The sequence below is a fragment of the Brucella sp. NBRC 14130 genome (genome assembly GCF_040371715.1).
Classification (GTDB): Bacteria; Pseudomonadota; Alphaproteobacteria; order Rhizobiales; family Rhizobiaceae; genus Brucella; species Brucella intermedia.
This window is the reverse complement of record NZ_BAABTE010000019.1, coordinates 40,153-60,056: the sequence shown is the minus strand read 5'-3', so window position 1 is coordinate 60,056 and position 19,904 is coordinate 40,153. Positions and strand designations below refer to the sequence as shown.

Below are 19,904 nucleotides of genomic sequence, written 5' to 3'. Positions count from 1 at the left end.
TTATGGTCATGCAAAGTGGCGTAGCGCTGAGGAAGCGAGAAATCATCGACTACCTGAAGGAGGTCATACCTATCGTCGTCCAGCTGTATCGCTTTCCCGATGGGCGGCGCGTCGTCTCGGAAATCGTGTTCACCAAGGGGGATGTGCTGTGAACCCGGCAATCCTGCTGTTCGGCCTGGTTATTGCCGTGGCAATCGCGGCATTCGTTTCCTCTCTTGCCTATGCCGGTCTCTACTATGCCTTCGATAATTCGACCTGGATGTTCCGGGCGCTACAGGACGATCTGCTGGCATCCTATCGGGCGGCGCGCCTCGATCTCGCCGTTGGCGACTGGCAGCGGCCTGCGATCGCGGGCGCTACAGGCATGATCGCCGGCGTCGTAATTCTCATCGCCGCGATGACCGGCAAGAAAAAGTCGACAGATGCACGCTTCCTCAACACGCTGGAGGCCCGCGCTCTCGGGCTCACCCGCACGGGCGGCGTGTTCGTCGGCCGGATCGGAGGCCGCCTGGTCAAGGTGCCGGGCGGTTTCACGCAACGCGGCTCCGGCCGGCGCCGTTTCGTGAAACCCATGCTCTTCGGCGGCAAGAAGCTCTGGATCGATGGCGATGACGTTGGCGGCTTTGTGATCGGTCCGCCGCGATCGGGCAAGGGTGCCTCGCTGATCGTCCCAAATTGCCTTCTCTGGCCCGACAGCATTGTCGTGCTCGACATGCGCGGCGAAACCTACGAGGCAACAGCGGGTTATCGGTCGAAATTTTCGCGCGTGCTGCGGTTTTCGCCAGCGGATGAGAATGGCGACACCGAATGCTACAACCCGCTGGATTTCGTGGCCATCGATCCGGACCAGCGCGATATCGACATCAACTCGATTGCGACCGCTCTGCTTCCGACGCCCAAGGGTGATGCCTACTGGATCTCCGATGCCCGTGCGCTGTTCGCCGGTGTAACGTCCTGGGTGCTGGAGAATCCCGATATTCTCGACAAGGACAAGAATCTTGGGACCGTCCTCAATGTCGTCGAGGGTGGCGATCAGCCGCTCCGCGAATGGCTGGAGGAGGTTGCTAATCCCGAGCTTCGCGCCAAATGGATCAGCTCCTTCACCTATACCACCCTCGCCCGCTTCGCCGTCATGGCAAGCAAGCAGTTCGATGGGGTCTATGGCTCGCTTGCGGCAGCGGTGCGCCCCTTCAAGAACAACCGCATTTTGCGTGCAACTGCACGATCGACCTTCGACATCCGTGCGATGCGCCGCGAAAACATGAGCCTCTATCTGGATTTCCGTATTCAGCAGATCGCCTCGATCGGGCCGATCTTCAACGTGCTGATGGTCCAGTTCATGGATTACATGTCGCGCAACATGATGAAGCGCGGCGAGCGCCGCGTTCTTGTCCTGCTCGATGAATTCCAGAACCTCGGCAAATTGGAAAATGCCCTCACCGTTGCCACCGTCCTCGGCGGCTATGGCATTCCATGCTGGTTCTTCGTCCAGTCCCTGCGCTCGATCGACAATGTTTATACCCGTGAGGGCCGACAGACTCTCGTCAACTCTGCCCGCGCTCAAATCTTTCTCGGAGCGCAGGATCCGGAGGATCAGCGATATGTGTCGCAGCTCCTCGGCGAACGGAAGGAAGTCACGGTCGACAAGGCGATTTCGACTGGCGTGACCCTGTTCGACCGCAAGGGCGCGACAATGTCTCACAAGACCTCGATGCGTCCGCTCATGCGGCCCGACGAGCTGGGTGCGATGAACGAGACCCGGTGCATTATCAAGCTGCGAAACCAGCAGCCCATATTGGGCGTTCGCAATTTTTACTACGCTGATCGTGAATTGACGAAGCGGGCATGGTTGCGAGAGCGCATGCCGAATAGCGAGCAGAGTATCAATGGCATGACCGGCACTGCCAATGAAATTTTCGAGGCTGCTCCAACCTCTGATCAGCTCTTCCCAGCGCCTTCGATCGCCGGGGCAAAGTTTGTCGCGAGGAGTTCCGGAGCCGCGAACCTGCCACAGAGGAAATCGATGCCTACTCCAACTCTTGATGGTGCAAATGCTGCACGGGAAGGAGAGAGCTACGGCGACCATCCTGATGGTGATATTGGAGGCGACGGACCTGACTTTAAATCTGCAATGATGAAGAGCGCAGAACGACAGGCAGACGCTGAGAGGTCACTCGACAGGATATTGACCTTGTTCGACGACACGCCCGCAAAAAAACGGGCGGTCAAGAAAGTTCAAAAAGATATCGCATCGGCATTCTCCGACAAATAGATCGACATCACACACCGACGAACCGATAATGCGATGTTTAACATTCTATCTATTCTCATCGTAATGGCGTGCGACTGCTATATTCCAGTTAGTCAACGAATGTAGCTACCGCCATTGACATCAAGCGTTGCGCCGTTCAGCGAGTCCTGACCATAGCGCAGAACGAAGGCGACAAGATCCGCGATTTCTTTGGGTTCAGCTATGTCGCCGATAGGTATGTCTCCTATCGCTGCTTCCCTGCTTTGCGTGGCTAAGAAATGCTCGGCCATATCGGTCCGGACCAGACCGGGTGCGATGCACACCGCGGATGCGCCGTCCTGGCCGAAACTACGGGCAATTGACTTGGTGAGATTGATCATTGCTGCCTTTGCAGCACTGTAAGGCATCGAATCCGCAGCACCACCGCGCTGGCCAGCACGGCTGGCAATGTTCACGATGCGCCCACCGCCTTCGGTTTTGAAATGAAGGATTGCCTCCCTGCAAAGATCGGCCGCAGCGAAGAGATTGATTTGGAATTCCCTCTGCCACACGGCCCTCCAGTCAGCCGCCGAACTTTCTATGGAAATTTCTGAGCGGATTCCGGCATTGTTGACGAGGCCGTGAACACGACCTGCAAAATCAACCGATTTCCGCCAAAGCGCGAAAGCTCCCTCGGCTTCAGACAGGTCTGCTTGCACGATGAGACCATTGCCTCCAATCCTGGCCAGCAGATTCTGCGCTCTGCCCTCATCCTTTCCGTAGTGAATGATCGGTCTCGCACCTTCCAACGCGAGTCGCTCCACTACCGCTGCTCCGATCCCTCCCGAGGCACCAGTAACCAAGATCGTCTGCCCAAGCAAAGACTGGTCCATGTTCATATCCTTCGTTGATATTCGCCTTCGCAAATTGGTGATCGCACGCAAATCTCCAATGGAGTGAGACGCGACCACCATATTCTTGGTGGGATTCACTTTTTCGGCCAGGGTTTGGCTCACATGTTCGGATAGACCGGCCCCTCGCCGCCCTGCGGCGGCACCCAGTTGATGTTCTGGTTGGGGTCCTTGATGTCGCAGGTCTTGCAGTGCACGCAGTTCTGCGCGTTGATGACGTAGACCTGCTCACCGTCCTTCTCCACCCATTCGTAGACGCCCGCCGGACAGTAGCGGGTGGACGGGCCGGCATAGACGTCGAGCTCGGACGTCTTCTGCAGATCCGGGTTCTTGAGCTGGAGATGGATCGGCTGGTCCTCCTCGTGATTGGTGTTCGACAGGAACACCGACGACAGACGGTCGAAGGTCAGCACGCCATCCGGCTTGGGATAATCGATGCGCTTGTGCTTCGCCGCCGGTTCGAGGCTCTGCGCATCCGTCTTGCCGTGCTTCAGCGTGCCGAAGAAGGAGAAGCCGAGAAGCGTGTTCGTCCACATGTCGAGGCCGCCGAGCGCGACGCCGACGGCCGTGCCGAACTTCGACCAAAGCGGCTTGACGTTGCGCACCTTCCTGAGATCCGAGCCGATGGCGCTGTCGCGCCAGCCCTGCTCGATCTCGATCGGCTCGTCGTTGGCGCGGCCGGCCGCGATGGCATCGGCGAGCTTCTCTGCCGCGAGCATGCCGGACAGCACCGCATTGTGGCTGCCCTTGATGCGCGGCACGTTGACGAAGCCGGCCGAGCAGCCGATCAGCGCGCCGCCGGGGAAGGACAGCTTCGGCACCGACTGGTAGCCGCCCTCGGTGATGGCGCGCGCGCCGTAGGAGAGCCGCTTGCCGCCCTCGAAGGTGCCGCGGATCGCCGGATGCGTCTTGAAGCGCTGGAACTCCTCGAAAGGATAAAGATAGGGGTTCTTGTAATTGAGATGCACCACGAAGCCGACGGCGACCATGTTGTCTTCGAGATGGTAGAGGAAGGAACCGCCGCCGGTCTTCATGCCGAGCGGCCAGCCGAAGGAGTGCTGCACGAGGCCGGGACGGTGGTTCTCCGGCTTCACCTGCCAGAGCTCCTTCAGGCCGATGCCGAACTTTTGAGGCTCGCGGTCCTTCTGGAGATCGAACCTCGCGATGAGCTGCTTGGCGAGCGAGCCGCGCACGCCCTCGGAGATCAGCGTGTATTTTCCCAGCAGCGCCATGCCGCGGGTGTAGTTCGGGCCGGGCTCGCCATTGCGCTCGATGCCCATGTCGCCGGTGGCGACGCCGATCACCGCGCCCTCGTCGTTGTAGAGCACTTCAGTCGCGGCAAAGCCGGGATAGATCTCGACGCCGAGTTCTTCCGCCTTGGTCGCCAGCCACCGACAGACATTGCCGAGCGAGACGATGTAGTTGCCGTGATTGTTCATCAAGGGCGGCATGAAGGCATTCGGCAGGCGGACGGAGCCGGCGGGGCCGAGGAACAGGAAATGGTCGTCCGTCACCTCGGTCTTGAACGGATGGTCGCCATCCTCGCGCCAGTCGGGAAGCAGACGATCGATGCCGATCGGATCGACGACCGCGCCGGAGAGGATATGGGCACCGACTTCCGAGCCCTTTTCCAGCACCACCACCGTCAGGTCAGGATTGACCTGCTTCAGACGGATCGCCGCCGACAGGCCCGCCGGCCCTGCACCGACGATCACCACGTCGAATTCCATACTCTCGCGTTCGGGGAGTTCCGCCGTTTCGGTCATGTGAAAGCCGCCACGAATCCACGATCAAGGTCGTCGATCAGATCGTTCACATCCTCAAGTCCCACCTGGAGGCGGATGATCGACATCTCAAAATCAGGCCGTCGAACAATTCGGTCGGAGAGGCCGACCTGAACCGCAAGGCTCTCATAGCCACCATAGGAATAGCCAAGGCCAAAGATCTCCAATGCATTCAGGAAGCTCTTTGGATTTGCTCCACGCGGCAGGGCGAACGAGAAAAGGCTGGTAGAGCCGGAAAAGTCGCGTCGCCAAATTGCGTGACCAGGATTGCCTCCAAGAGCAGGGTGGTAGACCTGCTCGACTTTGGGGTGGCCTTCGAGCCAATTGGCAATGGCAAGCGTTGACTGCTGGTGCGTGTCGAGCCTTCGGCCCATCCCCCGCAAGCCGCGGAGGATTTGATATGCATCGTCAGACCCTACGCACATGCCGAGAACCATGTGCCCGCGATTGAGTTTCGGCCAGCATGCCTCGTTGGCGGAGACCGTTCCCATCAGAACGTCTGAATGTCCTCCAAAATACTTGGTTGCCGCATGGATTACGATATCCGCGCCGATGCCGATGGGCTTGAAAAAGAGGGGCGTCGCCCAGGTGTTGTCGATCATCGTGACGATAGCGCGTTCTTTGCACACCGCGACGATCGCCGGCACGTCCTGCATCTCAAAGGTGTTCGAGCCGGGCGTCTCCAAGAACACAACCTTCGTTTCCGGGCGAAACAGAGAGACGATATCTCCGGCGATCAACGGGTCGTAGTATTCGACCGCGACCCCCATTCGCGGCAGCACCTCGTTCGCAAACCGACGGGTCGGGCCATAGACGGAATCGGTGATAAGCACATGATCCCCCGCCGAGAGAAAGGTCAGAAGCGGGACAGAGATCGCGGCCAGTCCGGACGGCACCAAAACTGTTCCGGCAGCACCTTCGAGTTCCGTCAGCGCCGCACAAAGAGCATCAGTCGTCGGCGTGCCATGTGTTGCGTAGGTGTATTTCTGGTTCTCGCTTGCAAGCGTCTCGGCATCCGGAAACAGAACGGTGGAGGCGCGCACGATCGGCGGGTTGACGAAGCCATGAAATGACAGCGGATCATAGCCGGCGTGGCCAAGCTGCGTATTGGTTCCGATTTTCTTGCCCGAGTGCGACATTGAAATTCTCTTCCTGGGATATGGGGTTATCAGACGAGTTCGGAGGACATGCGAGCCAAGTCCTGCCAAAGACCCTCTGCAAGGCTGCGCCCGACGATAAGTTCGAATCCGCTGTCCTTCATGCGGGTAAGGTGAACGGAAACATGACCGATCAGCGTCACCGTGGAGTTCCCAATCGGAAATGCGGCGGCGTCGAAGTCGACCGCGCTTCCCTTTGCAAGGACGTCCTCGACGGCCGGTCCGGCAAGCGATAGGCGAACGCGCCCATGACTCTGGTCAACGGCATATCCTACCGCATGAATACTTGCTTCAAGACTGTCCAGTTCCTCCCGCGCCAAAGCAGTATTCCCGACGAGAAGCCACTCGCCCGGCGCGGCCGGTCGAACCTCGTACTCTTTGTCGGCCGTGAGGTCTGCCAGGAGCGGTGCGAGATCACCGGCTCCCTTTCGGGCTAGAATTTGAATGATCGACCCCTCCGGCAAAGCACGAAGATCGACTTGCTTCACGTTGATCGGTCTTAGACCAGCAAGGACGGCCCGATGTTTGATACCAGCCTCAGCCATGGAGTCTTTCACCTTCTGAATCGTAGAAGACCGGGCTGCAAAGCCGGCAGGGAGTGAATTCTTGCTGAAGGCTGTCGTAGGCGATCACCTCTTCCCCATGTCGAGCCGCCCCACGCTTGACCAAGGCCAACCCGATCTTGGAGCCGACATGCGGTGAGAACGCCGTCGAGGTCACATAGCCCTGATCGTTCTCCAGCGTCCACGACGCATTCTTTTCGAGGATGTGCGCGCCACTCCGGATTGTCGCTTGGTGATCAAGGGGAACGATCCCGACAAGTTGCGGCCGCTCCGGGTCACGGAGGCCCTCGCGCGCCAGCATGTGCTTGCCGATGAAATCCGCTTTGGAAGGCGAGACCATCTTGGCAAAGCCGAGATCAGCCGGAACGACTGTACCGTTAATCTCGCTATGGGTTACATGGCCTTTTTCGATCCTGAGCACGCTGAGCGCCTCGACCCCATAGGGTTGAAGGCCGTGGTTCTGGCCGGCGATCATCAGCGCATCGGCGACGCTCTCGCCGTAACCTGCGGGCACCGCAAGTTCATAGGCAAGTTCCCCTGAGAAGGAGATGCGGAACAGCCGCCCATGAAGTTGACCTTGGAAAAGTGATACCTCCCTAGCGCCGAGGAAAGGAAACGCCGCATTCGACAGGTCTTCATCAACGATCTGCTGCAGGATATTTCGTGACTGGGGTCCAGCAACCGCCATTTGCGCCCAATGGTCGGTAGACGACGAAAGATGAACGTCGAGATTCGGCCATAAAACCTGGGCGCAAAATTCGAGATGGTTCAGAACGCCTGCTGCATAGGCTGTCGTGGTGGTGATGAAGAAATGGTCTTCAGAGAACCGGCTGACGGTTCCGTCATCGTAGATCATACCGTCTTCGCGCAGCATGAGGCCGTAGCGCGCTTTCCCGATGGGCAGCTTGCGCATGCCATTCGAGTACACCCTGTCCAGAAACTCCGCCGCATCTGTTCCGAGGACCTCTATTTTGCCAAGCATGGAAACATCGCAAAGGCCGGCATTCGCCCGAACATTGGTTGCCTCTCGATCGACGCTCTCCCGCCAGGTCGTTTCGTAGTCACGCGGGAACCAGGCGGAGCGATACCATAGACCGGATTCTACAAACACGGCGCCGTGCTTTGCCGCCCAATCGTGGAGCGGCGACTTCCGGACCGGCTGGAAATGCTCCCCATGGTAGGAACCCGCTAGCGATCCGAAGGAGACAGGCGTATAGAACGGGCGAAATGTCGTTGTGCCGACCTCTCTAGGGGACACGCCGCGCGCGTCGGCAAGGAGACCGATCGCGTTCACATTCGACAGCTTGCCCTGATCTGTTGCCATCCCATTGGTCGTGTATCGCTTCGCGTGCTCGACATGGCCATAGCCTTCCTGGACCGCAAGACCGAGATCCCTGTGGTGAACGTCATTCTGAAAATCCACGAAGGCTTTACCGCGGATACGTGGAATCGACCACAAGGCGCGCGCCGGCGGGACAACAATATCATCCTCGATGGTGCCAAAATCCTGCTGCCCTACGCGAAAACCAAGATCGCCGACGAGACTCGCTGCCTTTGCAGCACCATCGTCCAGACATGCGGCGATCCCGGAAATAGCATCGCAAGAGCCCGCAACGACGAGCCCGCTCAATTCCGGTGCGAGGAATGCCGCATACTGATCAGACCAATCGGGCTTGCCGCCGCGGTGGCAGGCAAGGTGTATGATTGGGCTAAAACCTCCAGCCATTGCCAAGGCATCGACCTTCAGGTTTTCTCTCCGATTGCCGTTCCAGATATCGACTGAAGATAACCTCTTGCCGCCGTGAGCGTCCGAAACCACCGCACCGCGGATGACCCGGAATTCACCGGAATATGGCGGGTTCGCGTCACTTCGGCTGTCGATAACGGCAACAACCGGTTGCCCCCTCGCTTCGAGATCGCGCGCGAGAGCATAGCCGCTATCATTCGTCGTGAAGATCGCAGTTCGAGTACCCGGTGCAACAGCAAAGCGATTCAAATAGGTTCGCATTGCCGTCGCCATCATGACGCCTGGAATGTCATTCCCGCCGAAGACGAGTGGGCGCTCCTCCGAGCCGCTGGCCAAGAGCGCCTTCTTGGCAACGATGCGCCAGAGCCTTTCCGCGAGCCGGCCGGCATCGGCAACACTATCCCCCCTTTGGACGCGCTCCACCGCGCCGAAAACGTTACCATCATACCAACCGAATACGGTCGTACTGGCCAGCACCCGCGCATTGGGGAAGGAGTTCAGCTCGCCCACGGCTTGCCGCACGAATTCCGGAGCTGACACGCCGCCAATCGTTGCGGTTTCCGAAAGAAACGAGCCGCCAATCATTGCCTGCTCATCGACGAGCACAACGCGCGCACCTGATCGCGCGGCAGTCAAGGCCGCCGCTATTCCGGTGGGACCACCGCCGATCACCAAAAGATCGCAATGCGTCCAGGTCTTTTCAAAGCGATCTGGATCCGCTTTGCCCGACGCTTTTCCGAGACCCGCGGCTGTCCGGATCAGCGGCTCGTAGACCATTTCCCAGAACCACGACGGCCGCATGAAGGTCTTGTAGTAGAAACCGGCCCCCAGGAAGGGAGAGAGCAGGCCGTTCACCGCGCCAAAGTCGAATTCAAGGGAGGGCCACCGGTTCTGGCTGGAGGCTTCCAGACCGGCGTACAGCATCTGCGTCGTGGCCCGCGTATTGGGCTCAGAGCGCCCGCCGCGGCCTACCGTAACCAGCGCGTTCGGCTCGGAGGCACCGGCTGTTAGGATGCCGCGTGGACGATGATATTTGAAGCTGCGACCGACAAGTTGACGACCGTTGGCCAGAAGCGCCGATGCCAACGTGTCACCGGCAAAGCCATGCATCGACTTACCGTCGAAGGTGAATGCTAGTGGTGCGGCACGGTCGATGAGACCGCCGGCCGGTAGACGATGGGTGCTCATCGAGGGTATTCTCCTTCGAGCGTAGCATCCCGGCTCGCCTCAATTTCATGGGTTGCAGTGTCGCGGGTGACGATCAGCCAGCGGCGGCATCCGGCTGTATGGTGCCAAAACTCGTCATGACGGCCGCGGGGATTCGTGCGCAAATAGACATACTCGAACCACGCTTCCGGACCGGCCAGCGTTTCTGGGCGTGGAAGGGCCGCCCCCTTCACCGTGAACTCTTCCTTTGGGCGGCCGCCGCAATGTGGGCAGGGAATAAGACTTGCCATTCGTTCAATCCAGATCGGCAGGGGTTAGTGCAGGTTCGGTTGTGCGCCGCTTCCGGTTTCATCAATCAGATAACCGCGCTCGAAGCGGTCGAGACGAAATGCCGATGCGGTCGCATGCGATGTCCCGCGAGCGAGCAAGTGGGCGAAGCAATAGCCGGATGCCGGCGTCGCCTTGAATCCGCCGTAGCACCAGCCCGCGTTGAGATAGAGATTTTCGATTGGCGCGCGATCGATGATGGGCGAACCGTCCATGGACATATCCATGATACCCCCCCAGGACCGAAGAATACGAACGCGCGAAAGCGAAGGGATCATCGTCTTCGCCGCCTCGGCGACATGCTCGACGGTCGCCAGATTGCCGCGCTGAGCATAGGAATTGTAACCATCAATGTCGCCGCCGAAGACCAGGCCACCCTTATCTGATTGCGATATGTAGAAATGCCCCATTCCAAACGATACGACGCAGTCGATGAAGGGTTTCAGTCCCTCTGACACGAACGCCTGCAACACATGGCTTTCGATCGGAAGCTTGAGGCCGGCCATCTCCGCAAGCCTTGACGAATTGCCGGCCGTGGCCAATGCCAGCTTGCCGCAGCCAATGAAGCCGCGGCTGGTCTCAACGCCAATGACTTTTCCGCCCTGGCGGCGTATTCCGTTGACCTCGCAGTTCTGGATGATATCGACGCCGCGGCTGTCGGCGCCGCGGGCATAGCCCCAGGCGACGGCATCGTGGCGAACCGTGCCGCCACGGCCCTGAAGGAACCCGCCCAGAATAGGAAAACGCGTGTTGTTGAAGCCCAGGTACGGTGCCATTGCCTTCACTGCATCGAGATCGAGCAACATTGCATCGACGCCATGGAGGTGCATGGCGTTTCCCTTCCGAATGAAGGCGTCGCGCTGGCCGTCCGTATGAAAGAGATTGAGCACGCCGCGTTGGGAAACCATGGCGTTGAAATTGAGTTCCCGCTCCAGCCCTTCCCAGAGTTTCAACGAGAATTCGTAGAAAGGATTATTTCCCGGAAGCAGATAGTTCGAGCGGATGATGGTCGTGTTGCGTCCGACATTGCCGGACCCAATGTAGCTCTTTTCCAATACAGCTATGTTCGAGAGCCCGAATTCCTTTGCGAGATAGTAGGCCGTCGCAAGTCCGTGACCACCGCCTCCGACAATGATGACATCATAATGCGGCTTCGGTTCGGGGCTGCGCCAGGCTGGCTTCCACCATCTGTTACCGAAGAGGCCGTTCGCAAAAATGGAGAGGGCGGAGTAGCGCATAGAAGGGTCCCGAATATGCTGCGGGGAAATGCAGCGCATCGCATTATGCTGCGATGCGCTGCTGGACATTCGATCAAGCCGGGTTCGAACCCGCCCAGCCCGAGATCGCCTTGGCTTCGAGGAATTCTTCAATCCCCCAAATGCCGCCTTCGCGAGCCCGGCCGGATGCCTTCACACCGCCGAACGGCGAACCCGCGCCGCGAGGATTGCCATTCATTTCGATCATCCCGGCGCGGAGCTGCGAGGCGACGCGGTTACGCCTTTCGCCGTCGGTGGATTGGACGTAGTTCGACAAGCCATAAGGCGTATCATTAGCGATCCGGACAGCCTCTTCTTCGGTGTCGAAAGGGATGATCGTCAGGACCGGTCCGAAGATTTCTTCCCGTGCGATTGCCATATCATTGTTGGCGTCGGCAAAGATCGTCGGACGGACGAAGTAGCCCTGTTCATGCCCTTCCGGACGACCGAGACCACCAGCGATGAGACGCGCCCCTTCGTCGATTCCCTTCTGGATCATTTCCTGGACCTTCTGGAACTGCGCCTCCGAGGCAAGCGGTCCGATATGGTTGCCGGGCTTGTGGCTGGAATCGACCACGAGGCTTTCCGCAACCGCCTTCGCCTCATCAACGACGCGATCGTAGATGGACCGTTCGACCAGCATACGCGTTGGCGCATTGCAGCTCTGCCCGGTATTGTTGAAGCAATGGAGGACACCGCGCTTCACCGCTTCCGCATCCGCGTCGGCAAACACCAAGTTGGCACCTTTTCCACCAAGCTCGAGGACGACCCGTTTCAGAGTTTCTGCTGCGGTCTTGGAAATCGCGACGCCGGCGCGCGTGGAGCCCGTGAAGCTGATCATTTCCACATCGGGATGCGAGGACAGACGCGTGCCTACGCCAGCACCATCGCCGTTGACGAGATTGAAGACCCCCTTGGGGAAACCAGCCTCGTCGATGTATTCCGCGAACAGCATCGAGGAAAGCGGCGCGATCTCGGAGGGCTTGTGGACCATGGTGCAGCCCGCCAGCAGCGCGGGGATGACCTTGAGGGTCACCTGATTCATCGGCCAGTTCCAAGGAGTGATGAGGCCGACAACGCCGATCGGGTCCATGAGGATGCGGTCGTTGGGAGCATGCGGACCGAGCGGCCGGATGAACTCGAAGTCCTTGAATGCGGTGATGAAGTTCGAGATGTGCCAGGTGCCGGCGCCGACTTGCTTTTCCAGCGCCATGTCGATAGGCGCGCCCATCTCCAGGCTGATTGCCTGGGCCATTTCCGGCGCGCGACGCTTGTAGATTTCGAGCAAGCGCTCGACCAGCTTGAGACGTTCGGCGGGGGCAGTCTTCGACCAGCTCTCGAACGCACGCTTGGCGACCGCGACGGCCCGGTCGGCGTCGGCGGGGCTACCGATGCTGATAACTGCGCAGGCCTCTTCGGTCGACGGATCGATAACGGCGAGTTCGCGGGCTTCCAGCGGTGCCACCCATTCGCCATCGATGTAAAACAATTTCTTTTCCAGCATTGTTGTCTCCAATTTTTCGAAAGGAAGGTTGTTGCCCGCCGCAAAAAGCGGGCATCGATGGCGTTAGATGATGAGGTCGATGAGGAACGGCGCCTTCTGCTTGAAGCTCTGCTGCATCAGGTCGGCGCACTCTTCCATCGTTGTCGCGCGTGCCGCCTCGACACCCATGCCGTTTGCCAGCTTGATCCAGTCGAGGTCGGGGTTCGAGAGGTCAAGCATCCCCATTGCCGTCGGGCCGGGAACGGCGCCGACGTTTTTATACTCACCGATCAGGATGTTGTACTTCCGATTGTTGAGCAGGATCGTCGTGCAGGGCAGCTTTTCGCGGGCCTGGGTCCAGAGCGACTGAAGCGAATACATCGCGGAGCCATCCGCCTGCAGGCTAATGACGCGCCGATCACCACCACCAGCGACCGCGGCGCCGGTGGAAACCGGAAGGCCGTCACCGATCGCGCCGCCGCCAAGATTCAGCCAGTCGTGCGCTGGGGCATTGTGTGTGAGCTTGTAGAAGTCGCGGCCGTACGAGATGCTCTCGTTGGATACGATCGAGTTTTCGGGCATCAGCGCCGCGAGGGTGACGGCCAGGTTCTCCTGTGTCGTAGCCCCGCGCGCAGGCTCTGGACGCGGACCTGCATCCGGGATCGCCACTTCCGGAGCACCAAGCTCGTCGACGAGCGCCTGCAGGGCTGCTACCGAATCCTGGTCGAAACGGGACAGGACATGGATTTGGGCATTCGAAGGATACTGCGTCGATGGCTTGCCCGGATAAGCGAAGAAACCGACCGGCGCTTTCGCGTTGACGAGGACGATATGCTTGTACTGGCTCAGTGCCTGTATCGCGGCGTCCGTCCCGTAGGGCACACGTTCGAGTGCAAGACGGCCACGGCCGCGCTGCATGTGACCATTGGTGTAGGTAGCGAGCAGGTGCGCGCCAGTCGCTTCGGCAACACGCCATGCAAGAAGCTGAGAGGGAGCAAGCGTTGCCTGATCCGCGAGGAGGATCAAGACATTGCGGTTCGAGCGAAGGACTCGTGCCACGTTTTCGACCGCATGAGGGTCAATCGGCGGAGCGGCGGGAACGGGCAGCGGATCAGCGACAAGGCCGCCAGGGTTCCACGACGCGTCGGCGGGCAGAATGAGCGTCGAGATCTGGCCGGAAACAGCACGAGCGTTCTGGACTGCGACAGCCGCATCGCGACCGACCTCGGCAACGTCGGTGCTGGTGCGAACCCAATGCGACACGGTCCGCGCCATCCCTTCTGTATCGGCGGTTAGCGGCGCATCAAAGGGGCGATGATAGGTCGCCTGATCGCCAACGATGTTCACGATGCCGGCGCGAGCACGCCGCGCATTGTGGAGATTGCCCATGCCGTTTGCGAGGCCAGGGCCACAATGGAGCAGTGTGCAAGCTGGCTTGCGCGCAATCCGGTAATAACCGTCAGCCATGCCAGTGACAATGTTCTCCTGAAGGCCGAGAACACAATGCATGCCTGGGATGCGATCGAGCGCTCCGACGAAGTGCATCTCGCTGGTGCCAGGATTGGCGAAGCATGTGTCGACGCCGGAATTCAGGAGGGAATGAACCAGGCTTTCAGCGCCGTTCATCTGATTGGTGGCTGCTTGAGAGGACATATTTCTGCACCTGTTAGTTACGACAAAGGGTTGTAGTGGTAGTAGGGAAATCGTTGCGGGGAGAACGGCGCGATCGGGACGCTCGGCTCTCGGCCGGCGACAAGATCCGCGACGATCTCCGCGGTTCTGGGCGCCGCCGTCATGCCGACATGACCGTGACCAAACGCATGAATCACATGGCGAGAAAAGCGAGAGCGGCCGATCACCGGCAGGCCATCGGCAATCGAAGGCCGATGCCCCATCCATCGATCAACAATCATGTCGTCGCGGTTTCCCAGCCCTGGAAACGCATTTACCGCGTGTTGGACAAGGAGTTCCGCGCGACGCCAATCAGGCGCAGCCTTGACACCCGCGATCTCCACCTGCCCGGCTATCCTGACACCTGCGGGTGTCATGTTGATTGCCATTTTACCGTCGGCGGGCATTACCGCCTGACAAGGCTGGATCTTCGGATTCTTGATAACAGCGTGGTAGCCGCGCTCGCTCTTTAATGGAATCTGGTCACCAACTTCCAACGCAAAAGTCTTCGAATGGACACCCGCTGCGACGACAGCGTAATCGCAGGGAATTGATCCTTCAGGCGTGCGAACAGCGGCAAGACCAGCCGGCGTGAAATCGAAACCGAGGGCGCGTGCCCTCAGTTGTTCTGCACCTGACCGCTTCGCCGTCGCCACTATCTGAGCAACAAACGCGCCGGGATCGACACACTGCGCCCCATCTTCCACGAGCACCCCGAAGCGATATCGCTCGGAGAGCTGGGGTTCGCAAGCGCGTAACGCGTCATCGTCCAAAGCGATCCAGCGAATCCCATGCTCGCGCCGAAGCCGCCAGAAACTCGCCTCCGCTTCAAAGGCGGCGCGATCGGAAAAGGTATGGAGAAGGCCGTTTCTTTTGATTAAGTCAACTCGCCCAACCTTCACTGCAAGCATCTCGTATTGCGCGGGCGCGCCAGCAAGTAGCCCAGCAAGAGCTTCTGCGATCATCGCCATACGCTTTCTGGTCGATCCGGCGGCAAGGAAACCAGCCAGGAAGAACAAATGGCTCGGCAGCGCCTTCCAGCGCACGACCAACGGACCGGAAGGATCGGCAAGAAGGGCCGGAAGCTTTCTCCAAAGTCCCGGAGTCGCGACGGGAATGATCGAGCCCGGACTGATCCAGGTACCGTTCCCATAACTCGCCGCCTGCGGGCCGCCAGGCTCCTCGGGTTCGACGAGCGTCACCTTGCATCCGTCTTCCGCCAAGGCGAGTGCAGTGCATGCGCCAATGATGCCGGCGCCGATCACCACGACCTGATGAGCCATAGCCTACGCTCCTCTCCGCACGGCACTGACACCATATAGTGCTAACGCATTTATTTACCGTCCCGAAGGTAAATAACAGGAAGTATGTTGTCAATTGGTATTGATCGATAATTCAGTGCCTTGACCGGCAAATACCAAGACGAGGAGAAGCAGCAAGAGGACAATAGCTGCCTCCGGGGAAACCCGACTTTCGAGGGTTGTCAACGCAAATCGCCGAGCTTGCCTCGCGGCGAGCCCGGCAAATCAGCCAGCCTGAGGGGGAGAGTTATCCCAGACGACGCAGGAAGTGACGGGTCGCCTCTTCCCTTGGCTGGGCAAAGAGTTCCTTGGACGGAGCCTGCTCGACAACGACACCCTGATCCATGAAGATCGTGCGGTCGGCGACGTCCCGCGCGAAGTTCATTTCATGGGTGACGATGACCATCGTCCGATGCTCTTGGGCCAGCGAGCGGATGACATCAAGCACTTCACCGACAAGCTCTGGATCGAGCGCGGAGGTGGGCTCATCGAATAAGATGACTTCCGGCTCCATCGCAAGCGCACGCGCGATGGCCGCACGCTGCTGTTGTCCGCCCGACATCTGGGAAGGATACGCCGCTGCTCTCGCGGCAAGCCCTACCCTCTCCAGAAGAGCCATCCCTCGCGCTTCAGCTTCTTTTTTCGCCATGCCTTTGACGATGACCAGCCCCTCGATCACATTCTCAAGAGCGGTTCGGTGTGGGAAGAGGTTGAAGTTCTGGAATACGAAGCCGGCACGAAGGCGAAGGGCGCGAAGCTCGCCCTGTTGCCGGCTTAGCGGCACAGTGCAGTTGATCGTATGCTCACCGAGGCGGATGGTGCCGACCTGTGCTTCTTCCAGTCCATTCAGACACCGCAGCATGGTGGTTTTGCCTGAACCGGACCGCCCGATTACCGCGACGACCTCGCCGCGAGCGATCTCCAGGTCGATCCCCTTCAGAACTTGCAACGTGCCATAAGACTTATGAAGGCCGCGAACTTCGATCATGGATTTGTTGGTCATCGCGTTACGCCTTTCGTTGAATGTGGCGCGTCGCGCGGCGTTCGAGATCCCACTGCAACGACGAAAGTACCGTGGAGATCACCCAATAGATGCCGGCAGCCGCGAGATACATTGCGAAAATCTGGAAGGTTCGCGCCGTGATGAGCTGGGCCTCGCGGAAAAGATCGGGAACCTGGATCGTCGCGGCAAGCGAGGTGTCCTTCACCAAAGCGATGAAGCTATTGGAAAGGGGCGGAATGGCTATACGGCTCGCTTGGGGAAGGATCACGCGACGCATCGTCTGCGTCCACGTCATCCCGATGGTCGAAGCTGCCTCCCACTGGCCGCGGTCCACGGCGGAGATTGCCGAACGGAGGATTTCCGCATTGTAGCCCGCCACGCTAAGTGTAAAGCCGATCAATGCGGACGGCACGGGACCGAGCGTAATCCCGAATTCCGGTAGGCCGTAGTAGATGATGAACAGCTGCACCAGCAACGGAGTGCCGCGGATGAACGACACGTAGATGCGCGCCGGTATACTGAGAATCCGCTTTGGCGACAAACGCGCCAAAGCGATCAGAAAACCCAAAACGAGGCCGAATGCCATCGAGGCAACGCTCAGGCCGATGGTGTAGACCACACCCCGCAGAAGATACGGGGCGGACTGTACGATGAGATCGATACTAGATTGCATTCGTAGACATCCTCGAAGATTGGAGAGCCCGCAGGGCGTGCTGGGTTACTTCGTGATGTCGATGCCGAACCACTTTTCAGAGATTGACTTCATGGTGCCGTCGGCCTGCATGTCGGCGATTGCCTTGTCGATAGCTGCCTTGAACTCAGGATCCTTGCGAAGCGCTACGCCCTGTTCCTGCTTGGCGAACGACTCGCCGCCCGGAACGAAGATACCGCCGGTCTTCTTCATATAGTCGGCAGCGACCACACGGTCGTTGAGCACGGCATCGACACGGCCCGACTTCAGGTCGTTGTACTTCGTCGGCTCGTCGTCATAGGTGCGGATATCGGCGCCGGGGACATTTTCCTTGAGATACTGTTCGAAGTTGGTGCCGAGACCGACGCCGACAGCATGACCAGCGAGCTTGTCGGGCGAAGTCAGGGTGTCCTTGAGTTCCGGACGGGTGATGATCTGGATACCGGAGATCGTGTAGGGCGTCGAGAAATCATAGGACTTCTGGCGCTCCTCGGTGATCGTCACCTGATTGATGACCACGTCGATACGACCGGAACCGAGTGCGGCGAGGATACCGTCCCACTTCGTCGGCGAGAAGTTCGCCTTCAGGCCGAGGCGTTCGCAAAGCGCGTTGGCGAAATCGACGTCGAAGCCGACGAGTTTGCCGGACTCGTCCTGATAGTTAAAGGGGGGATAGGTCCCCTCGAGGCCGACGACCAGCTCACCTTTTTTCGCGATTGCTTCCGGCACACCCTTGGCCGGCTCCGCGAATGCAGTGCCCGCACCTGCGATCGCGGCCATGCCGAGCATGACGACAACCCCGAATTGACGCCGATTGAAAAGATTCATTGCCTACTCTCCCATATTGCGGCCGTGATTGGCCAATTCGACTTAGTTCCCGACTGGTGCGGGTTTCACAAAGTCCGGGACACGGATTTCAGTAAGTCGCGGACAGCGATTTCAGTAAGTGCGGGACAGTGATTTCGCAAAGTCGCGGACAGTTTCGCGACTGATTTAGATTGAATTTCGTGAGCGCCGATCTGGCATTTTTTCACCTCGTGATTTGAGCGAGGACAAGATGCCTAGACGGAAGCAAGCGAGACATACCGACGTGAAGGATATCCGATCCATCCTGCGGCTTACGTTCGAACAGGGATTGTCGATACGCGCCGTTTCCCAGCGATTGAAGATAAGCAAGACGTCGATTTCGACGTATCTTCTGCGGGCGCGCGAAGCCGGGCTTGCGATCTGGCCCCTGCCAGCAGATCTGGACGAAGACGCCGTTCTCGAGCAGCGCCTGTTTCGGCGCATGGGCCGACCACCTCGTGACACTGATGAGCCGGATTGGTCCAAGGTCGCCACCGAGCTGAAGCGCAAGGGCGTGACGCTCAATCTTTTATGGCAGGAATACCGGGAAGCTCATCCCGACGGCTATGGCTACACTTGGTTCTGCTGCCGGTATGCCGATTATGAGAGCCGTGCCAAACCTACCTATCGCAGTCGTCATGTCGGCGGGGTGGCGATGGAATGCGATTATGCTGGCCACACGGTCCCGATTATTGACCCTTCCAGTGGCGAGATACGAGCAGCACAAATCTATGTGGCAGTGCTGAGCGCATCGCAGTTGACCTTTGCTTATGCCAGTTTCAGTCAGAAGCTGCCGGACTGGATCGAAGCCAACCAGCGGGCCTTCAGCTTCTTCGGTGGCGTAACCAAGACCACGGTTTGCGATAACCTCAAGGCGGCCGTCGCCAAAGCGTTATGGTTCGAGCCCACCTTGAATGCGACCTTTGCCGCTTTCGCCGAACATTACGATACGACGGTGGTTCCAGCACGCCCGCGCAAGCCTCGCGACAAAGCATCTGCGGAAGGAACGGTTCTCATTGTTGAGAGGTGGGTCTTGGCCAGGCTCCGGAACGAAAGATTCTTCAGCCTTGCCGACCTGAACGTCCGCATCAGCGCTTTGATCGAAGACCTCAACAATCGGACGATGCGGCGCTATGGCAAATCTCGGCGCGCCTTGTTCGATGAGGTAGAGCGCGCGCAGTTGAAGCCGCTGCCTGCAACGCCCTTCGAATATGCAGAATGGAAGACCGCTAAAGTCCACCCCGATTACCATGTCGAGGTCGACAGAACGTTCTATTCTGTGCCGCATGGGCTGATCGGGAAGCGGGTCGACATCCGATTAACCTACCGGGCCGTCGAAATCTTTTGCGATCACAAGCGTATAGCAAGTCACATCCGGAGCTCGCAACGCTCTGGCCACGTCACGGTCAACCAACACATGCCAAAGGCCCACCAGCGCTACGCAAACACGACGCCTCAGGCATTGCGCTGGGAGGCAGCCAAGGTCGGGGTCAATACGGCGACTTTTATTGAACGCCTGCTCAGTGATCGCCCCCACCCCGAACAGGGCTATCGATCGGCCCAAGGCATTCTTTCCTTGGCACGCCGTTACCAACCTGGTCGGCTGGAACTGGCTTGTGAACGGGCGCTGGTGATCAACGCGCTGAGTTATTCGTCTGTCGCCAACATTCTCAGATCGGGTCTCGATCAAGCTCCGGCCATGAGCGAGACCGTGAAGCCGGCTCCGCCGCACGGCAATATCCGCGGCAAAACCTACTATCAATAAAA

At 59.1% G+C, this 19,904-nt stretch carries 15 protein-coding genes; 2 read left to right on the top strand and 13 right to left on the bottom strand.

Annotated features, from left to right (window positions below):
- Positions 1-148: 148 nt before the first annotated feature.
- Entirely contained in the window at positions 149-2,272 is a 2,124-nt protein-coding gene (locus ABWW28_RS24600) for a type IV secretory system conjugative DNA transfer family protein (protein ID WP_234189829.1), read from the top strand.
- A 92-nt stretch (positions 2,273-2,364) separates the two neighbouring features.
- On the opposite strand, the gene ABWW28_RS24595 is transcribed toward ABWW28_RS24600, so the two are convergent.
- The 13 genes from ABWW28_RS24595 to tcyJ form a co-directional block, all read right to left on the bottom strand.
- Complete coding sequence (locus ABWW28_RS24595) at positions 2,365-3,129, bottom strand: SDR family NAD(P)-dependent oxidoreductase (protein ID WP_234189858.1); 765 nt, start codon at positions 3,127-3,129, stop codon at positions 2,365-2,367.
- A 113-nt stretch (positions 3,130-3,242) separates the two neighbouring features.
- Complete coding sequence (locus tag ABWW28_RS24590) at positions 3,243-4,907, bottom strand: electron transfer flavoprotein-ubiquinone oxidoreductase (RefSeq protein WP_234189828.1); 1,665 nt, start codon at positions 4,905-4,907, stop codon at positions 3,243-3,245.
- Positions 4,904-6,064, bottom strand: coding sequence for a cystathionine beta-lyase (gene metC, locus ABWW28_RS24585; RefSeq protein WP_234189827.1), 1,161 nt, complete (start codon positions 6,062-6,064; stop codon positions 4,904-4,906). The genes ABWW28_RS24590 and metC overlap by 4 nt, the downstream gene beginning before the upstream one ends.
- 29 nt (positions 6,065-6,093) lie before the next feature.
- Positions 6,094-6,627 (bottom strand): sarcosine oxidase subunit gamma family protein, encoded by a 534-nt coding sequence (locus ABWW28_RS24580; RefSeq protein WP_234189826.1) that lies wholly within the window; start codon positions 6,625-6,627, stop codon positions 6,094-6,096.
- The gene (locus ABWW28_RS24575) at positions 6,620-9,580 is read right to left on the bottom strand and encodes a sarcosine oxidase subunit alpha family protein (protein WP_234189825.1); all 2,961 of its coding nucleotides are present in this window, start codon (positions 9,578-9,580) and stop codon (positions 6,620-6,622) included. Before ABWW28_RS24575 ends, ABWW28_RS24580 begins: the two co-directional genes overlap by 8 nt.
- On the bottom strand, positions 9,577-9,849 hold the full coding sequence (locus ABWW28_RS24570; RefSeq protein ID WP_234189824.1) for a sarcosine oxidase subunit delta: 273 nt from the start codon (positions 9,847-9,849) through the stop codon (positions 9,577-9,579). The genes ABWW28_RS24575 and ABWW28_RS24570 overlap by 4 nt, the downstream gene beginning before the upstream one ends.
- A 24-nt stretch (positions 9,850-9,873) precedes the next feature.
- Positions 9,874-11,124, bottom strand: coding sequence for a sarcosine oxidase subunit beta family protein (locus ABWW28_RS24565; protein ID WP_234189823.1), 1,251 nt, complete (start codon positions 11,122-11,124; stop codon positions 9,874-9,876).
- 73 nt (positions 11,125-11,197) lie between these two features.
- The gene (locus tag ABWW28_RS24560; RefSeq protein ID WP_234189822.1) at positions 11,198-12,646 is read right to left on the bottom strand and encodes an aldehyde dehydrogenase family protein; all 1,449 of its coding nucleotides are present in this window, start codon (positions 12,644-12,646) and stop codon (positions 11,198-11,200) included.
- A 63-nt stretch (positions 12,647-12,709) separates the two neighbouring features.
- The gene (locus tag ABWW28_RS24555) at positions 12,710-14,278 is read right to left on the bottom strand and encodes an acetolactate synthase large subunit (protein WP_234189821.1); all 1,569 of its coding nucleotides are present in this window, start codon (positions 14,276-14,278) and stop codon (positions 12,710-12,712) included.
- A 17-nt stretch (positions 14,279-14,295) separates the two neighbouring features.
- The gene (locus ABWW28_RS24550) at positions 14,296-15,579 is read right to left on the bottom strand and encodes an NAD(P)/FAD-dependent oxidoreductase (RefSeq protein ID WP_234189820.1); all 1,284 of its coding nucleotides are present in this window, start codon (positions 15,577-15,579) and stop codon (positions 14,296-14,298) included.
- Between the two features lie 265 nt (positions 15,580-15,844).
- Positions 15,845-16,585, bottom strand: a complete 741-nt coding sequence (locus tag ABWW28_RS24545) for an amino acid ABC transporter ATP-binding protein (RefSeq protein ID WP_234189857.1) — start codon at positions 16,583-16,585, stop codon at positions 15,845-15,847.
- 19 nt (positions 16,586-16,604) lie between these two features.
- Complete coding sequence (gene tcyL, locus ABWW28_RS24540) at positions 16,605-17,273, bottom strand: cystine ABC transporter permease (RefSeq protein ID WP_234189819.1); 669 nt, start codon at positions 17,271-17,273, stop codon at positions 16,605-16,607.
- A 45-nt stretch (positions 17,274-17,318) separates the two neighbouring features.
- Positions 17,319-18,119 (bottom strand): cystine ABC transporter substrate-binding protein, encoded by an 801-nt coding sequence (tcyJ, locus tag ABWW28_RS24535; RefSeq protein ID WP_353392608.1) that lies wholly within the window; start codon positions 18,117-18,119, stop codon positions 17,319-17,321.
- 229 nt (positions 18,120-18,348) lie between these two features.
- Between tcyJ and istA the strand changes: the two genes are divergently transcribed.
- The gene (gene istA / locus ABWW28_RS24530) at positions 18,349-19,902 is read left to right on the top strand and encodes an IS21 family transposase (RefSeq protein ID WP_052820766.1); all 1,554 of its coding nucleotides are present in this window, start codon (positions 18,349-18,351) and stop codon (positions 19,900-19,902) included.
- Positions 19,903-19,904: the final 2 nt, after the last annotated feature.

What these genes read in the sequence shown, in the direction of transcription:
- ABWW28_RS24570 (WP_234189824.1), bottom strand. Translation starts at nt 9,849, where the DNA reads ATGGCAAGTCTTATTCCCTGCCCACATTGCGGCGGCCGCCCAAAGGAA.
- ABWW28_RS24550 (WP_234189820.1), bottom strand. Translation starts at nt 15,579, where the DNA reads ATGGCTCATCAGGTCGTGGTGATCGGCGCCGGCATCATTGGCGCATGC.
- tcyL (WP_234189819.1), bottom strand. Translation starts at nt 17,273, where the DNA reads ATGCAATCTAGTATCGATCTCATCGTACAGTCCGCCCCGTATCTTCTG.
- ABWW28_RS24545 (WP_234189857.1), bottom strand. Translation starts at nt 16,585, where the DNA reads ATGATCGAAGTTCGCGGCCTTCATAAGTCTTATGGCACGTTGCAAGTT.
- ABWW28_RS24560 (WP_234189822.1), bottom strand. Translation starts at nt 12,646, where the DNA reads ATGCTGGAAAAGAAATTGTTTTACATCGATGGCGAATGGGTGGCACCG.
- ABWW28_RS24555 (WP_234189821.1), bottom strand. Translation starts at nt 14,278, where the DNA reads ATGTCCTCTCAAGCAGCCACCAATCAGATGAACGGCGCTGAAAGCCTG.
- ABWW28_RS24590 (WP_234189828.1), bottom strand. Translation starts at nt 4,907, where the DNA reads ATGACCGAAACGGCGGAACTCCCCGAACGCGAGAGTATGGAATTCGAC.
- ABWW28_RS24580 (WP_234189826.1), bottom strand. Translation starts at nt 6,627, where the DNA reads ATGGCTGAGGCTGGTATCAAACATCGGGCCGTCCTTGCTGGTCTAAGA.
- tcyJ (WP_353392608.1), bottom strand. Translation starts at nt 18,119, where the DNA reads ATGAATCTTTTCAATCGGCGTCAATTCGGGGTTGTCGTCATGCTCGGC.
- ABWW28_RS24565 (WP_234189823.1), bottom strand. Translation starts at nt 11,124, where the DNA reads ATGCGCTACTCCGCCCTCTCCATTTTTGCGAACGGCCTCTTCGGTAAC.
- metC (WP_234189827.1), bottom strand. Translation starts at nt 6,064, where the DNA reads ATGTCGCACTCGGGCAAGAAAATCGGAACCAATACGCAGCTTGGCCAC.
- ABWW28_RS24575 (WP_234189825.1), bottom strand. Translation starts at nt 9,580, where the DNA reads ATGAGCACCCATCGTCTACCGGCCGGCGGTCTCATCGACCGTGCCGCA.
- ABWW28_RS24595 (WP_234189858.1), bottom strand. Translation starts at nt 3,129, where the DNA reads ATGAACATGGACCAGTCTTTGCTTGGGCAGACGATCTTGGTTACTGGT.
- istA (WP_052820766.1), top strand. Translation starts at nt 18,349, where the DNA reads ATGCCTAGACGGAAGCAAGCGAGACATACCGACGTGAAGGATATCCGA.